At 25.9% G+C, this 14,331-nt stretch carries 18 protein-coding genes; 6 read left to right on the top strand and 12 right to left on the bottom strand.

All coding sequences use genetic code 11. The features are described from left to right. Nucleotides 1–489: 489 nt before the first annotated feature. Nucleotides 490–723 (bottom strand): hypothetical protein, encoded by a 234-nt coding sequence (locus Fi14EGH31_RS05355; protein WP_117865647.1) that lies wholly within the window; start codon nucleotides 721–723, stop codon nucleotides 490–492. Beyond that, nucleotides 707–1,030, bottom strand: coding sequence for a hypothetical protein (locus tag Fi14EGH31_RS05350; RefSeq protein ID WP_117788804.1), 324 nt, complete (start codon nucleotides 1,028–1,030; stop codon nucleotides 707–709). Before Fi14EGH31_RS05350 ends, Fi14EGH31_RS05355 begins: the two co-directional genes overlap by 17 nt. 279 nt (nucleotides 1,031–1,309) lie before the next feature. Between Fi14EGH31_RS05350 and Fi14EGH31_RS05345 the strand changes: the two genes are divergently transcribed. The 3 genes from Fi14EGH31_RS05345 to Fi14EGH31_RS05335 all read left to right on the top strand — a co-directional run bounded on the left by Fi14EGH31_RS05345 (nucleotide 1,310) and on the right by Fi14EGH31_RS05335 (nucleotide 3,091). Then, nucleotides 1,310–1,618: a hypothetical protein gene (locus tag Fi14EGH31_RS05345; RefSeq protein WP_117788805.1), complete on the top strand. Its 309-nt coding sequence runs from the start codon at nucleotides 1,310–1,312 to the stop codon at nucleotides 1,616–1,618. Nucleotides 1,619–1,691: 73 nt separating this feature from the next. Beyond that, entirely contained in the window at nucleotides 1,692–2,120 is a 429-nt protein-coding gene (locus tag Fi14EGH31_RS05340; protein ID WP_117788806.1) for an HTH domain-containing protein, read from the top strand. Beyond that, the gene (locus tag Fi14EGH31_RS05335; protein ID WP_117829369.1) at nucleotides 2,072–3,091 is read left to right on the top strand and encodes an IS3 family transposase; all 1,020 of its coding nucleotides are present in this window, start codon (nucleotides 2,072–2,074) and stop codon (nucleotides 3,089–3,091) included. Before Fi14EGH31_RS05340 ends, Fi14EGH31_RS05335 begins: the two co-directional genes overlap by 49 nt. A gap of 24 nt (nucleotides 3,092–3,115) precedes the next feature. On the opposite strand, the gene Fi14EGH31_RS05330 is transcribed toward Fi14EGH31_RS05335, so the two are convergent. From Fi14EGH31_RS05330 to Fi14EGH31_RS05315, 4 genes are all read right to left on the bottom strand, one after another. Further along, complete coding sequence (locus Fi14EGH31_RS05330) at nucleotides 3,116–3,502, bottom strand: hypothetical protein (RefSeq protein ID WP_117829370.1); 387 nt, start codon at nucleotides 3,500–3,502, stop codon at nucleotides 3,116–3,118. Nucleotides 3,503–3,631: 129 nt separating this feature from the next. Beyond that, nucleotides 3,632–4,780: a hypothetical protein gene (locus tag Fi14EGH31_RS05325; RefSeq protein WP_200765217.1), complete on the bottom strand. Its 1,149-nt coding sequence runs from the start codon at nucleotides 4,778–4,780 to the stop codon at nucleotides 3,632–3,634. Nucleotides 4,781–5,069: 289 nt separating this feature from the next. Continuing rightward, the gene (locus Fi14EGH31_RS05320; RefSeq protein ID WP_200765216.1) at nucleotides 5,070–5,222 is read right to left on the bottom strand and encodes a hypothetical protein; all 153 of its coding nucleotides are present in this window, start codon (nucleotides 5,220–5,222) and stop codon (nucleotides 5,070–5,072) included. 209 nt (nucleotides 5,223–5,431) lie between these two features. Next, the gene (locus Fi14EGH31_RS05315) at nucleotides 5,432–5,863 is read right to left on the bottom strand and encodes a VanZ family protein (protein WP_117576161.1); all 432 of its coding nucleotides are present in this window, start codon (nucleotides 5,861–5,863) and stop codon (nucleotides 5,432–5,434) included. 162 nt (nucleotides 5,864–6,025) lie between these two features. On the opposite strand from Fi14EGH31_RS05315, the gene Fi14EGH31_RS05310 reads away from it, so the two are divergent. The 3 genes from Fi14EGH31_RS05310 (at nucleotide 6,026) to Fi14EGH31_RS15680 (ending at nucleotide 8,283) form a co-directional block, all read left to right on the top strand. Further along, a complete protein-coding gene (locus Fi14EGH31_RS05310) occupies nucleotides 6,026–6,694 on the top strand; it encodes a LytR/AlgR family response regulator transcription factor (protein ID WP_117576162.1) in 669 nt (222 codons plus the stop codon). Between the two features lie 607 nt (nucleotides 6,695–7,301). Then, nucleotides 7,302–7,922 (top strand): GHKL domain-containing protein, encoded by a 621-nt coding sequence (locus tag Fi14EGH31_RS05305; RefSeq protein ID WP_158548323.1) that lies wholly within the window; start codon nucleotides 7,302–7,304, stop codon nucleotides 7,920–7,922. Continuing rightward, nucleotides 7,903–8,283: a VanZ family protein gene (locus tag Fi14EGH31_RS15680; RefSeq protein WP_107030360.1), complete on the top strand. Its 381-nt coding sequence runs from the start codon at nucleotides 7,903–7,905 to the stop codon at nucleotides 8,281–8,283. Before Fi14EGH31_RS05305 ends, Fi14EGH31_RS15680 begins: the two co-directional genes overlap by 20 nt. 414 nt (nucleotides 8,284–8,697) lie before the next feature. On the opposite strand, the gene Fi14EGH31_RS05300 is transcribed toward Fi14EGH31_RS15680, so the two are convergent. The 6 genes from Fi14EGH31_RS05300 to Fi14EGH31_RS05275 form a co-directional block, all read right to left on the bottom strand. Further along, a complete protein-coding gene (locus Fi14EGH31_RS05300; protein WP_200765215.1) occupies nucleotides 8,698–9,423 on the bottom strand; it encodes a CHAP domain-containing protein in 726 nt (241 codons plus the stop codon). A 129-nt stretch (nucleotides 9,424–9,552) separates the two neighbouring features. Beyond that, nucleotides 9,553–10,266, bottom strand: a complete 714-nt coding sequence (locus Fi14EGH31_RS05295) for a hypothetical protein (RefSeq protein WP_117576156.1) — start codon at nucleotides 10,264–10,266, stop codon at nucleotides 9,553–9,555. Between the two features lie 150 nt (nucleotides 10,267–10,416). Continuing rightward, entirely contained in the window at nucleotides 10,417–12,549 is a 2,133-nt protein-coding gene (locus tag Fi14EGH31_RS05290; protein ID WP_200765214.1) for a glycoside hydrolase domain-containing protein, read from the bottom strand. Between the two features lie 95 nt (nucleotides 12,550–12,644). After that, nucleotides 12,645–13,499, bottom strand: a complete 855-nt coding sequence (locus tag Fi14EGH31_RS05285; protein ID WP_147337940.1) for a GH25 family lysozyme — start codon at nucleotides 13,497–13,499, stop codon at nucleotides 12,645–12,647. Then, complete coding sequence (locus tag Fi14EGH31_RS05280; RefSeq protein WP_318030069.1) at nucleotides 13,486–13,938, bottom strand: phage holin family protein; 453 nt, start codon at nucleotides 13,936–13,938, stop codon at nucleotides 13,486–13,488. Before Fi14EGH31_RS05280 ends, Fi14EGH31_RS05285 begins: the two co-directional genes overlap by 14 nt. Continuing rightward, nucleotides 13,928–14,266: a hypothetical protein gene (locus Fi14EGH31_RS05275; protein ID WP_117576165.1), complete on the bottom strand. Its 339-nt coding sequence runs from the start codon at nucleotides 14,264–14,266 to the stop codon at nucleotides 13,928–13,930. The genes Fi14EGH31_RS05280 and Fi14EGH31_RS05275 overlap by 11 nt, the downstream gene beginning before the upstream one ends. Nucleotides 14,267–14,331: the final 65 nt, after the last annotated feature.

Raw genomic sequence — 14,331 nt, 5'->3', positions numbered from 1 at the left:
ATTACTTCCTATTGTCCTCACTAAATAAGTAATAATACGTCTTTCCCATCACTAATTAGGCATTGAAAATTTAGCATATGGGGCAGAATTATACGGAACATAAAGTCTTAAATAGAATGTTGATTGTCCAAAATCACCTGTACATTTTCCAATAAAATATAATCTTGCTTGTGCCGGTGTACTATTAGTAGTCTCTGATCTTACTGTTTTTAAATCAAGACCACTAAATGTTCCACCAACAACAGTTGCGCCTTTACCCCAAACTTTATTAATTTTACCTTGTCCAGTAGCCCCAAATATATTTGCATAAAAACTTGCAGTAACTACTCCCCAAGATGCAATTACTCTTGCGCTTGTCCATTCATACTAATTTGACCCACTTGTACGAGTTCCATCAATTATACTTCCAGTAACAATTACTGGTGTAACGCTCAATGTCTTTACCGATCCATCAGGATATACATATTTTTCATATCCTCCCGTATCAGTTCATGATTTAACTGTTGGTTTTATATTATTATACTTTTCTTTCATACAATCGAGTTTTTCACCATCTTGTATTTTTGTAACCAACGAATCTATTTTATTTTCATTTACACCTACTTCTAAAAGTTTTTGCTTTATTTCATACCTTGAAACAGATGTTTCAATAGCAAATACAGATGTACAGTTTATTGATAATACGGTTAAAATAATTGCAATAATTTTAGTAATTCTTTTCATGATTTTTCCCTTCTTTCTTGCTCATAAGATAAATACAAAATGTTGTTAAGAAAAATGTACTATAAATAATCAATATTCCAATATGTAGAACAATGATATTAGGATTAAGTTTATACAAATTCATAGCCATAGAAGGATATAATATCTTAAAAACTTTATAAACAAAAAATAAAACAGATAAAGTTGGTATAATCCATCCATATTTTAAAGAACTTTTACAAATTAGATATTGTAAAATAATACTAAAAAACAATGGAATAATTATTTGATAAATTGAATATAACCAGTTTAAAAAAATACCTTGCATATTATCATTCCCTTCTCCAATTATAGAATATTAAATTTTATAAATAATACCTATATTTATTACATAAAATGCAATAATTTATCATAAGATACAAATATTCCATTATTTGCTTTAAATATAGAAATATATAACATTTAATTGCTATATTATCATGTCTCATTTTTTATAAAATATTTATCATACTCTTTAAATTTTTTTCAAAATAAAATAATTAATATGTCAAGTCTAGTTTTATATTTGAATCTTGCTATAATATATCTCATGAGGTGAAATTTTATCATGGAATCAACTATGTACTTTAAAGATATGAGAAATTGCGACCATAATAACTACCCAAATAAGATTTATAGGGTTGAACATTCAAAAATGCTAATAGAAATTTTAGATGATCAACACATTCAAGGTAGTGCTCAATATTTTAGTAGCATTCGTTCAAGAGATAATTTCATTGATAGCATTAAAAATAATATTTTAAAAATCAGCATAGATGAACTTAAAAAAATACAAAATTATTGGAAAATAAAAAACGAGGTCATAGATTATAAAATGGACCCTGTAAAACGGACACAAGAAAAAAAGAGTACTTAGGTTCTTGGTCCTGTTTTACAGGGCTTTTATTTTGTGTATCATGATTATTAGAAAAATGGTGGTGTTATTATTTATGGGAGTTAATTATTTTACGGATGAACAGCTTAGATTATTAGAAGAGAATCCTTATGTGGTAAAAGCATCTAAAAAAAGTATAACTTATTCAGAGGAATTTAAGGAACTGTATTGGATTGATTATCAAAATGGGATGCAACCAATAGAGATATTTAAAAAATACGGATTTGATCCGTACGCTTTGGGATCAAGAAGACGAGATAATTTTACAAATCGTTTAAAAAAACAGGCTGCAAGAGAAGATGGTTTCAAGGATACAAGAAGTAAAAACAGTGGTAGACCATCAACCAAAGAATTATCTTTAGAAGTGCAGCTGGAAAGACTGAAACATAAGAACGAAGTTCTCCAACAGGAGAATGATTTTTTAAAAAGAGTGAGATTTATCAACAGAAAACAAATTACAAAAAAATCGAAGAACAAACAGTAGGAGAAAAATATGGGCTTATTGATAAAACGTTAAATTCACCTAGAAATGTATTAACGGTTTCATATCTTTGTGAATCAGCTGGAGTTTCAAGAAGTGGATTCTATTCATGGAAGAAAAGAAAAAATGATCCATCATCTTTTTACAATAAGAAAGACGAACAGGATCGTAAAGACTTTGAGTTGATTTTAGAAGCTTATAACTTTAAAGGATATGATAAAGGCAGACGTGGTATTCATATGAGGCTTCTTCATATGGGAATTTTAATGAATCATAAGAAGATATCAAGGCTGATGAAAAAGTACAAGTTATTTTATCCGATAAGAAAAGCCAATCCTGCAAGAAGAATGGCCAAGGCAATAAAAACATCAAATTATGCAGATAATGTTTTAAACAGACATTTTGATGAATATGGACCTGGATATGTATTGGAAACAGATATCACTTATTTGTTTTATGGTCCGAAACGTTCAAAAGCCTATCTTTCAGTGGTTAAAGATGGCTTTACAAAACAAATACTCTCATATGTATTATCAACATCATTGGAAGAAGATTTCGTACTGAAAACAATAAATCAACTGTTTGAAAAGCATAAACATGATATTCATACTGATGCTTTAATTCATAGTGATCAGGGTGCACATTATACAAGCATCAGGTTCATTGATCTTCTTAAAAGTTTGGAAATCAGACAGTCAATGTCAAGAAGAGGAAATTGTTGGGACAATGCTCCTCAGAAATCATTTTTGGGGCATATGAAAGATGAGATTGGCAAATATATAGAAATCACTTCTACATACGACGGATTAGAAAAAGTAATCAATAATTATATGGATTACTATAATAATGAACGTTATCAGTATAAACTTGCCAAACTGTCACCAAATGAATTTTTTGAATATTATAAAACAGGAAATTATCCATTGGATCATATAACAAAAGAACCTGTTGAATATAAGAAAAAATTCAAATAGGTAAAGCAAAATTTGGATAGGAATCTAACACTCAAAAAGTTGATAAGTGTCATCGATAGAATATCTCATCTCAAATAAGCTATTGGGCAATTTATGTAGATGTTTGAGAATCAAATCAATATCATTTTCATTCAATGATACATAGCCATATTCATCCATCTTGGTAAAAATAACAGTTCCATTAAATACACCATCACAATCACCTGGATAAGATCTATAAATGATAGTTGTATCGTTATCATAAACACTTAAATCTCTTAAAAGGAGATAAATTGAAAGATCATCTTCAAAAAGATAGTCACGATAATCGAAAACACCCAATTCCTTTTTAACAAGGTTTTCCATTTTTTTAGTTTTTAAAATTTTTAATTCATTATTTTTAATAATTACATATCTATAATATTTTGACATAAAAATATATCCTCCTAGTTTTTGATACTTAGAGGATATATTTATTTCTATTTAGTTTTAAGTACTTTTTTATTTATTGTCCTTGACACGGGGTCCACTTTATTAAAATATTATTTCTAAACCTCTTTTTTATTTTAAATAATCATCATATGTCTTTTTTGATATGAATATTTTATAGTGGAAATCAAACAGAAGATTATATATATCATTACGCAATGTCTTAAATGTAGTGTTATTTAATAATTTATCAATAATAGTATCGTGTTCAATAAGGAAAATATCATTTTTTTCAAGTATTAATTCTTTTTCTTTTAAAAGCCTGATTATTTTTTTAGGACATTTTAAAGATAATAAATCCTGTAAACTTAATGTATTATTATCTAAAACTATGACAGTTAACCAATATAATTCTTCTGGAGATAATGTATCAATAATATCTTCATTTTGGGGTAATGAATATTTATTTTTTATAATTATATCTTTAATATCTTTTATGTTACCATCCCATTCCGATTCTAATAAATTTAATACTTCTTTTCTTGAAATGTAATCTTCCTGATTAATCATTTCTAATACATTATTTTTTTCTAATTTTTTAATTTCTGTTACTGATTTTTTGGCATCAGCTTCATTTTCGAAAAATTCTGCAATATCGCTTATCGTTAATCCGCCTACATTGTCTGTTTCTTCAATCAATAAATTATATGTATTTAATTGTGAAAGTATTCTAATTAATGCACAAAGTGATTCTTCATCAATTGATTGGAAATTTTCAATATTCAACACAAAATCATCATCTTTCAACATCATCAAAATAGCATTTTCAATAATTTTAATATTTGATTTATTATTATAGTTATCTAAAATTTCTTTTATTTTATCATACTCTTGTTCTATCATATCTGTTGTTTTATTGAATATTTGTCCAGCTGAGGAGGCTTCTAAAACTGATTTTAACAAAATGTATGGCATTTTTTTTAATGTATTTATTTTTATTAAGTCTTTTTTAGCGTATGTATAACTTAGATTAATATTATTAAGTGGTTCACATAGAGCACATGCTATTTTATATAAGTAGAATCCCGGAGAAATATTATCATTTTTTCTGATAACAACTTTAAATGTTGGTTTCTTATCATAGGATTTTAAAATCACTTCAGTTAAAGCACTTTTTCCTATACAAGTATCACCATGTATAATTATGATGTTCTTTTTATTAGTATCAAATTTTTCTTTTAATAATAAACGTTCTCTTTTCCTATTTACAAACTTAATCATTTTTTATAAGGATAATCACATATTATCCTTTCCTCCTTCCTATAATATATACCTTAATTATAATAGACAAATATTTTCATAACAATAAAATAAAATGTAAGATTTTTACAAAAGTATAAAAGCCTAGAAATCTAATTTCTAGTCCTTATTGGTACATAACATATATTTGTAATAATTTTTTGTATTAATACTTTGCAATTATTTTAGGAAATACAATCAATTAAACAATCTAAAAGATTTAAATATTCAAAAAGTTTATCCAATTCTTCATTACAAAAAACTAATGCCCCTATTTGATTATATAAAATTTTCGATATGTTTTCTGGACATTTTTCACTTTGATAATCAATTGCAATGTAACTGTAGCAGCTTCAAATTGTTTATTTATTCCTTTTTTTAACACTTCTAATAAGGTATCTGTCATTTTTTTAGTATCTTTCACGATTTGTTTCCTCCTACAAGAATAAAATAACATATATTGACAAATTTTATAAAAAAGAAACAAATTGGTCTTTAAATGAATCATTAAAAAAAGAGCACTTTCGTGCTCTTTGAACAATCCTGTTAGACTATTAGAGCAAAAGAAACTGCTCAATTAAAATACCATGTTAGCCATACAAATATGCAAAAGTTCATCAAAATCTTATTTTACTACTTATTATGAGATAACTTTTTTTGTGAATTTCCAATTTTTAAATACCACCCAATTAAATATCCTACAATATATAATAAAATATCATTTATATCAAAATAACCTGCAAATGTGACTAAATGAAATATTTCCTTACAAATACTTAATAATAATAAAGCACATATACCTTGTTTAAAAGTAACTTCTTTTTTCATTATCATTCCAAAAGGTACAAATAAAAGTAATTTCAAAGCAACATTTTTTACAATAATATCTAAATTAATATCATAATTAAAATTAAATGGAATTAAGTTAGTATTTTGAGCTATCTTGTCAAAGAATGGTAAAGAACCATTTATATCACTTACATTTCTTCCTAGAATATAAGGATATGCAAATAATAACACTATATATAGCAATATAATGATACGTATAATTTTTTTGTTTTTCATATAAATTCTCTCCTTTTATATTGCCTGGCCAGCTACTTACATTTTATGTATAGAATATTAAAAAATAAACATTTAAGGAATGAATGGTCTTAAATACTCATGGATGGTATTTTTTCATTCATTTAAATCATATATAATTAAATTGTAAAGTGAGGTGGTTATATGAAAGTTGCAATATTGGATGATAATATTTCATTTTGTAAAAGTTTAGAAAATTATTTGTCTAAATATCATTTTGATATTTCAATATACACAAATTATAACGATTTAAAAAATCATATAGATTCCTTTGAACTTTTATTTTTGGATATAGAAATGCCGAATATTAGCGGTATTGATATCGCCCAATCTTTATCATATAAACACCTTGATATCATTTTTATTTCAAGTCATGATGAAATGATCAAAAAATGTTTTAATAGAAATGTTGTTGGTTTCGTTGAAAAAAGCCATTTAGAAGAAATTGACGATATCATTTGTAGAATAATAAAAAAAGAACATCTAACAATTATAAAAGATGGTAAAGAATTTGATATATATTTTAATCAGATTGCTTATATTGAATATAGTTTACGTGATACCACTATTTATCTCAATAACAATTCTAAAATTAAGCTTTCTGAAAAATCCTTATCTTTTTTATCAAAAGAATTAGACGAACGTTTCTATCAAATCAATCGTAATATTATTATTAATTTAGACATGGAACCTATTTATAACAAAGGAACTGTTAAAATAAGCCACAATGAATTTCAAGTAAGTAGAAGAAATCAAAAAGATTTGAAAATTAAAATGTTAGAAAGGAGTATTTACAATGCTAGAAATATATAATTATGTTATTGGTATTCTTATAGGAATCTTATTTTCTTTCAGTAATCATAATGAATCAAAAATAATTATTATAAAAAACTGTTTAATAACAACTGTTATTTATGCTATTTCTATGAGTTTTATTAATGATTATTTTCTTTTAAGCTCTCTTCTAAAACTCATCTATTTTACTATATGTTTTATGTTGATTAGAAAATTGAATTTTTTTCAATCGTATTATAATTCTTTAATTATTGTATTATTTTATCTGCTAAGTTATGTTTTTCTTATTTTTATGCTTGAAAATTCAACTCAGTTTTCAATTTTTTATTCAGCAAACATTGACTGCATTGCAATTTTTATGAGTTTAATGGCTTTCTATTATTTAAACGAATTATCATTCTTAAATAATTCTGTGCAATTTAATATTTATGATCTTGTTCTTATAATACTGATTAATATCATACTTTTTATATTCATGTTCATTTTATCCTATAATTTCTTTATTAATAACTTAAATTATTATTTGGGTTTACTCATTTTAGGATTTCTTCTTTTATCAATAATTATAGTAGTTTCTCTTAATTACTGTTACATTCTTAAAAGAAAAGAAGATATCAATATATCTATGTATAAAGCTCAACAACTTGATAAAGCTTATTATCAAGGGCTTGAAATAGAAAATGAAGATTTAAGAAAATTAAAACATGATTATAAAAACCATTTACTTAATCTTAAGCAACTTATCGCATATCAAAATACAGAAGCTTCTTTACAATATATTAATAAATTAATAAATACAAACGTTACATCAAAAATGAATCGCTTCTGCAATATTTCTTATATTGATAGCTATCTTAACTCAATCATAGAATCTAATAATAATATCAACTTTGATATTCATTCAACAGACTTATCACAACTAAGCAACATGGGCTTTGATATTTTAATTATTCTAATGAATTTAATAGATAATGCTTTAGAAAATACATCTAACAATACAATAAATGTTGATATTGTATATAATCATGACATAATTATTAAAATTTGTAATCATTCAATAAAAAATCCCATCAAATCACACTTTAAATCTTCCAAGGGTGAAAATCATGGATTAGGTTTGAAAATAGTTAATGATATTGTAATGAAATATAACGGTGAAGCATACGACAATTATGAAAAAACACTCTACTCTAAATATATAATTTTAAAAACAGGAGCTAAAACAAATGAAGAAATCAACATATAAATATCTTTTAACAATATATCTCATATTAATGATATTCATTTCATATATAAATCAAGGTATTAACAATATAGGTGGACTTTCGTATTTTGAAGCTATTTGTCATTCAACAAATTTAGTACCACTACATAGCATTTCAATAAAACAATGTATTATTTCTTTTGTTCAATTTATGCCATTAGGATATCTTCTTCCAAGAGTTTTCTCTAAATTAAACTCAAACAAGAACTTTATCATATCATCATTCATAATTATAATTATATTCAAATTAGTAAAATTACTTACATTAACAGGATATTTTGATATTTCAAGCATTCTTTTAGGATTTGTGGGTTCATTTATAATTTATCGTATTTTGAAATAAATCTATAAAAAATAAAATGCAACTTTAATTTTGTAAAAAATGTGATATACTATAGACGTAGTCATAGGACTAGCATTAATAGACTAAAGAAAAAGGAAGAACGGCAATTCTTCCTTTTTCACTATTTTGGATACTAGCATCAATAGACTTAAGCAGTTAAAACTACTTCAATATAAAAGCGGTAATAACTAGAATTAAATAAAGAATAATTAAATATTCCATTTAATCCTCTCTTAAAGTCACATCAATGCTAGTCTCCTAGTATGATGTTTAAACATGCTAGATCCTCCATAGGCACATAAGTGCTTAAAGATTATATCATAATAAAAGCCATAATACGATAAAATATGACAATAATAAATTTATAACAGGCTATTATTTCTTAAACTCCATACCCATAAATAGATTTACTATTTAAATTATAATTTTTTCTTTTACCTCATCTTTGCTATTACCTTCTATAGTGAATACTTTTCCATTTTCAACTTTTTCAACAATACCTACATGATCTGTATGCCCATCCCGTTGCCAATCAAAAAATATGATATTTCCTGTCATTGGTACATAAGATTTATCTTTCCATCTGTTATTTTTCTTATACCAATTTTCTCCATCTGTACATAGAGAAAACTTTGGTACTGAGCTATCATCTAACATTCCACTTTCATTTGCACACCATGATACAAAAATGGCACACCAATTTACTTTTTTATTAAATCCATACCATATCCAATATTTACTTCCACTTGTTGTTCCGACTTGTGACTTTGCAACTTCTACTATATTGTTATTTCCAATATGATAATACCTTAAAACATGTACAACGTAATCAGGATCACCATAAACATTTGTTTTTAATTTTGCCTTCATTTCATCAGAAAACACCTTTGCATTTGCTCTAGTATATCCCCCAAAATGTTCATTTGCCCAACTTATATATCCGTTTCCATAATTATACCCTTGAAGGGCTAATGATATATGCTCGGTATCTCCACTTGAAGCTACTTTTGCATCATTTAAGCAACTAGCTAAATGTTGTATTCCTACCTTAATGGAATAATCAGCATCTGTTATTCCATTATGCACCCTTGGATATTTTTCATTAAATCCACATTCTGATGATTGCATAACTCTAAACATTCATAATCTCACCATCATCGTATAGTAAAATTGGGAACTTAATATAGTAATTTTAGTTTTCTAAAACTACTATAATCATTATTGATGATTTACTATACTTCTATCCACTATTTTATTTGCTGCTTACCATTAATCAGCCAAATATTTTTCTTTTATCTTTTTAACATATTTAATTTCACTACTATATTTTGAGATTTCTCCAACAGCTTCATTTAATTCAACTTCTCTATCTAACTTTTCTAAACATATAATTTTATAGTATAGGCACATAATGTACCCCAATCCCTTTTGTCCTTTTATCGCTTTCTTCAATAATTCCAAAGCTTGATCATATTCTTCGCTTATAATATAGTATATAATTTCAGAAAGGTTACTATTTATTTTACTATTTAATTTAGAATTATATAGTTCTAAATAATTATTATACTCTTGTCGATCATAATAGTATAATAATTTTGTTGTATACCAAAAAGCATAGCTCTTTTCTCCAAAAATTAAATCTTTATTTTTTTCAAAAAAATCATAAAATTCATCTGTATGATTTGATGCTTCTAATAAATCACAATATAATTTCTTTAAATAACTATTAATCAATGTTCCTTTTATTTTACATATCGCATCATTTACTTTTTTTATATTTTTTTCCAAATTTATACTTTTACTATAAATTTTATAAACTATTATTAAATATATATACATAGCACATCCTAAAATCAATACCAAAATTAAAATATAGCATATTGCTTTGCTTATTTCATTTACATAGGTTATTGCAACATATAGCGCAATTAAATAATATATTAACTTTATCAATCTATAACTAAATATAATTTCATTTTTCATAGCATCATTCTCTCCTTCTTATATAAAGTATACTAATACTATTTATCTATATTATCAACAAAAGTAAATATTTTTATTATTTAAACATCTTCATTAAATCTTTATCCTAACAATAAAAAAGTGGCTATTAACAAATAACCACTTTCTATATTAACTAGCAATTAGTTTACAAAGTTTAAATACGGCTATTGGTGTTTGAGGAAGGCCATATCCTTCCAATACTTTACCAATAAGTGAAAGTCCTACACTTGTCGTTACAGATAAACCAAATATAATTGCAACTGTATAAAAAGCTCTCGCTATAGCCATATCTTTTTCTGATAAAGTATCATATGCAAAATCCAATTGTGGATCTTGTGCTACTTTTACAGTTAAAATTAATTTAACATGGCTAGTTAATCCTTTATCATCAATTACTGGAGCTGTAATAGTATAAACATAAATTGCTCCTTTAGAATATCTATCTGCAACATTTTGAGTACTAAAGCTTAAAGAACCATGATTAATTGTAACCACTACCTCTTTTACTGAAGCTTTTATTTCAGCTTTTACATCATCATTAACTTTTAAGTCAACAGTTAAATCATCTAAAGATGATCCCTTAATTTCGCCTTCTACAATATTTAAAGTCCCGCTTGCTGAACTATCATAAGAAACATCATGTTTTAATTGTAAAGAAATGTAATTACCAATTGAATCCGGACCTTGTAAAAAAACTAATTGGTCTTTTTCATAATCAATTTTTACATTAAATAAATCAGACATTTTAAGTGCAGATAAAAAATTTTTCACAACATTTTCTGTTGTAATTTTCATGTTTGAAACGCCATTATCTTTATATGAAACAGCAACCTTATCAATATTTACAGATGTTGTACTATTTGATAAAGTAATATCTGTTTTGAATTGATCAAATGCCCATGAATCAGGCATTGTATATCCTAAATTTTCACTAAATCCATACGATGCATCTGATACAAAATAAAAGTCAAATCCTACAGATTTTTTAATTCTAGAACATACGTTTCTTGTTCCATAAACACCTATATTATAATATGACGAACATTCTGAATTTCTAATTGCTGTAAAATATGGAATAATATTTTTCGAAATTTCAGAATCTGTTGCATCAAAATCAACTGCAAAATAAATTACTGCGTTTTTGGGAACTCCTAAAGATAAAGCTGCATTAAGTGCTCTATTAGCATGTTCTGTTCCAGAGTTCAAAGTAAATTTACTTGCTTTATTTCCATATTCTTGAAAAATAAAGAATAAATTTAATCCTGCATTAACAATATTCTTATATTCTGTTCTTGTTAATTTTTTATCCAATGTTCCACCCGGGGTATTAGTTAAATAGCGCCCTACATGAGTATATCCAGAATTTTTAATAAGATTAATTTGATCAATTGTTAATCTTGTAGAAGTATCGCATCCTTTTGCGGATCTATTTGGATCTCCATTACTACTTAACAATGATTTGATGATTGTATAATCAATCACATTGCTTTTTTTATTTAATTTAAGTAACTTTGCAAACTCTGTTGCTTTTGCATCTAACGTTGAATCATATGTCTTTGATGAAGTACTTACACTAATTCCATTACATACTAACGCATATCTAACTAATTTAACTACATTACTTGATTTTCCTAATTCTAATCTTGGACATTTACTAATTGTTGATGGTCCCCATGTTCCTGTTGCTGAAGCTTTAGGAATTCCTTCTTCTTTTTGTAATGCATAAATTAACATTTTATTCATATCTCTATCATATAACCCATTACATGGACAAATTTGATAGAAATCATAATAGTCTTTATTTAATTGTTGTTGAATAGTTCTAATTTCTTCTTTTCCACCTGATAATAATTTAAATGCGCTCATATCTAACAATGCTTTCATAAAATCTTTATTGATGTTACCATCAGCATCATCAAATCCTGTAGCTTTTTTAAAACGTTGAACTGCTGCGTATGTTCCATCTCCATATACTCCATTAAATCCACCTGGACTATATCCTTTACACCATAATCCACCTTGTACAATATATACTAAATTCCCAGTATCACCCTTTTTTACAGTTGGACATTTTGCATATGTTGATTGCCCAAAGTTATTACTTAAAGAAGGTAATTTTTCTTCAATTTGTAATGCTCTACGTAATCCATAGATAGTACCCCAACCAGTAATACCATCTTCTGCTACTTTATTAAATCTAGAATCATTACCATATTTTTCGTTTAACCATTTTTGTGTGGCTAAAACCATTGCATCTGCCATAATTAATTCCTCTTTTCTTTTTTATTTGTAGAGTTTATACCGGTATTTCTTCTACATCTTTATATTAACTGCTTTTCCAAGCACTTTTGTGCTTATTAAATTTTCTCTATACAATTTTTTGAAATTGCTCCCGTAACTTGACCGTTTACTCCAATTACTACCCTATCACCTTTAATTTGAATTACTTCATATTTATTATTAAATACAAAACTTGCTATTGATTGACCTTCATACCATTTTGAACCTACTTTCACACGTACACTATCTCCACATTGTAAATTAGTTATTGTTTCTTTTTGTTTATAAAATGTTTTTATTAAACCATGATCATAACTACAATCCAAAAATTTTGAATTTATTCCTTTTATACTTTTCAATACACCTTTTTTTGCATTAGAAGTAAATTGATGTAATAAGACATTTCCAAATGGATTGTATTGAATCTTATTATCCCAGTTATTATATCCATTATTTGATCCATAATTAGCAATCCATAATGTCCATGCAGAAAATCCTTGATTTACTAATTTAGTTTTAAACCAATCTTGATTAGCATAAATACCAACAGCATATCCTGCTTTTTCAATCTCATCACAAAATGACTTTGCAATTTTATAATACATTTCATTACTCAAACTTCCTTGATAATCAGAATATTCTAAATCATAATAAATAACACTCACGTTATAATTACTACATGCTTTCAATGCTAAATTTGCTTCTTTTTTTGCTTCACTTTCATTTCTCGCATAGCAAAAATGATAAGCAAACAATGGAATTCCTAATTTATTAGCCTGTGATGCATTATTACTCCATTGTTTATCAATATTTTTATCACTCCAACCATAAGAACATCTTGCTATTACACCAGAAATACTTTCTTTAGCTTTACTTAAATCAACCTGTCCATTATGGTATGAAATATCAATAATCAAATTATTCATTTTCATTAAAATTATCAATCTTTTTTGAAGCAACTTCTAATCCTTTAACTAAAACTTGCGGAACATCGCATCCAGCTTCAACAAGATTTTCTAATATACTCCTATATTCATTTATAATTAATGAAGCTAAAACATACCATCCAAGAAATGCCAATATTGATAAATCAATATTAATTACAGCTCCTAATTCTTTAAAACATACTGGAATAACAAAGGCCAATAATACTAAAATCCATTGAACTAATTTTTTCATAATTCCTTTTAACCCTGCCATTGAATTTTCCTTATTATTAATTCTTGATTTTATCCATCCTGTTAAAGTATCGATAATATTGAGCAATAAAAGTACCATAAATAAAATCCAATGCTCACCTAAAAAAAGAGTCAAAATGGTTAATATAATAGAATATAAGTTACCTATATGTTCAATAAATCTATTCATCATTCATTTTTCTCACTTTATCTATTATTTTTCTATATTTTCTTATAATTGAACTATGATTAGCATAACCAACATGTATTGATATAAGATCAAAGGACATTTTTTCAAAATTGCGTAAAGTTATAATTTCTAGTTCATCTGGTAATAGCTCTTTCACCCAATTATTAACAATAGAAATAATATGTAAATAATACAAATAATCATTTTTCTCATATTTATTAAAATCTTCTAATCTTTCAATTTGCTTTTTTTGATTTAATTTATCTATATGTGATTTAGCAATAGAATATAAGTTTAGAGTAAGCTCAATTTCTTCATTAGAATATATCATTCCCCACTTACTCCTCTTCTTGTAATTTGTAAAACGTTTTACAATTTTAATGTATTACATTTTTT

Source organism: Faecalibacillus intestinalis (assembly GCF_015097455.1).
Taxonomy (GTDB): domain Bacteria; phylum Bacillota_I; class Bacilli_A; order Erysipelotrichales; family Coprobacillaceae; genus Faecalibacillus; species Faecalibacillus intestinalis.
Note: the sequence above shows the minus strand (reverse complement) of the source record. Positions and strands in the feature narration are given on the sequence as shown.

Bases quoted from the DNA above. Each gene is read 5' to 3' on its own strand.
- Fi14EGH31_RS05355 (WP_117865647.1), bottom strand. From the start codon at position 723: ATGAAAAGAATTACTAAAATTATTGCAATTATTTTAACCGTATTATCA.
- Fi14EGH31_RS05350 (WP_117788804.1), bottom strand. From the start codon at position 1,030: ATGCAAGGTATTTTTTTAAACTGGTTATATTCAATTTATCAAATAATT.
- Fi14EGH31_RS05345 (WP_117788805.1), top strand. From the start codon at position 1,310: ATGGAATCAACTATGTACTTTAAAGATATGAGAAATTGCGACCATAAT.
- Fi14EGH31_RS05340 (WP_117788806.1), top strand. From the start codon at position 1,692: ATGGGAGTTAATTATTTTACGGATGAACAGCTTAGATTATTAGAAGAG.
- Fi14EGH31_RS05330 (WP_117829370.1), bottom strand. From the start codon at position 3,502: ATGTCAAAATATTATAGATATGTAATTATTAAAAATAATGAATTAAAA.
- Fi14EGH31_RS05325 (WP_200765217.1), bottom strand. From the start codon at position 4,780: ATGATTAAGTTTGTAAATAGGAAAAGAGAACGTTTATTATTAAAAGAA.
- Fi14EGH31_RS05315 (WP_117576161.1), bottom strand. From the start codon at position 5,863: ATGAAAAACAAAAAAATTATACGTATCATTATATTGCTATATATAGTG.
- Fi14EGH31_RS05310 (WP_117576162.1), top strand. From the start codon at position 6,026: ATGAAAGTTGCAATATTGGATGATAATATTTCATTTTGTAAAAGTTTA.
- Fi14EGH31_RS05305 (WP_158548323.1), top strand. From the start codon at position 7,302: ATGTATAAAGCTCAACAACTTGATAAAGCTTATTATCAAGGGCTTGAA.
- Fi14EGH31_RS15680 (WP_107030360.1), top strand. From the start codon at position 7,903: ATGAAGAAATCAACATATAAATATCTTTTAACAATATATCTCATATTA.
- Fi14EGH31_RS05300 (WP_200765215.1), bottom strand. From the start codon at position 9,423: ATGTTTAGAGTTATGCAATCATCAGAATGTGGATTTAATGAAAAATAT.
- Fi14EGH31_RS05295 (WP_117576156.1), bottom strand. From the start codon at position 10,266: ATGAAAAATGAAATTATATTTAGTTATAGATTGATAAAGTTAATATAT.
- Fi14EGH31_RS05290 (WP_200765214.1), bottom strand. From the start codon at position 12,549: ATGGCAGATGCAATGGTTTTAGCCACACAAAAATGGTTAAACGAAAAA.
- Fi14EGH31_RS05285 (WP_147337940.1), bottom strand. From the start codon at position 13,499: ATGAAAATGAATAATTTGATTATTGATATTTCATACCATAATGGACAG.
- Fi14EGH31_RS05280 (WP_318030069.1), bottom strand. From the start codon at position 13,938: ATGATGAATAGATTTATTGAACATATAGGTAACTTATATTCTATTATA.
- Fi14EGH31_RS05275 (WP_117576165.1), bottom strand. From the start codon at position 14,266: ATGATATATTCTAATGAAGAAATTGAGCTTACTCTAAACTTATATTCT.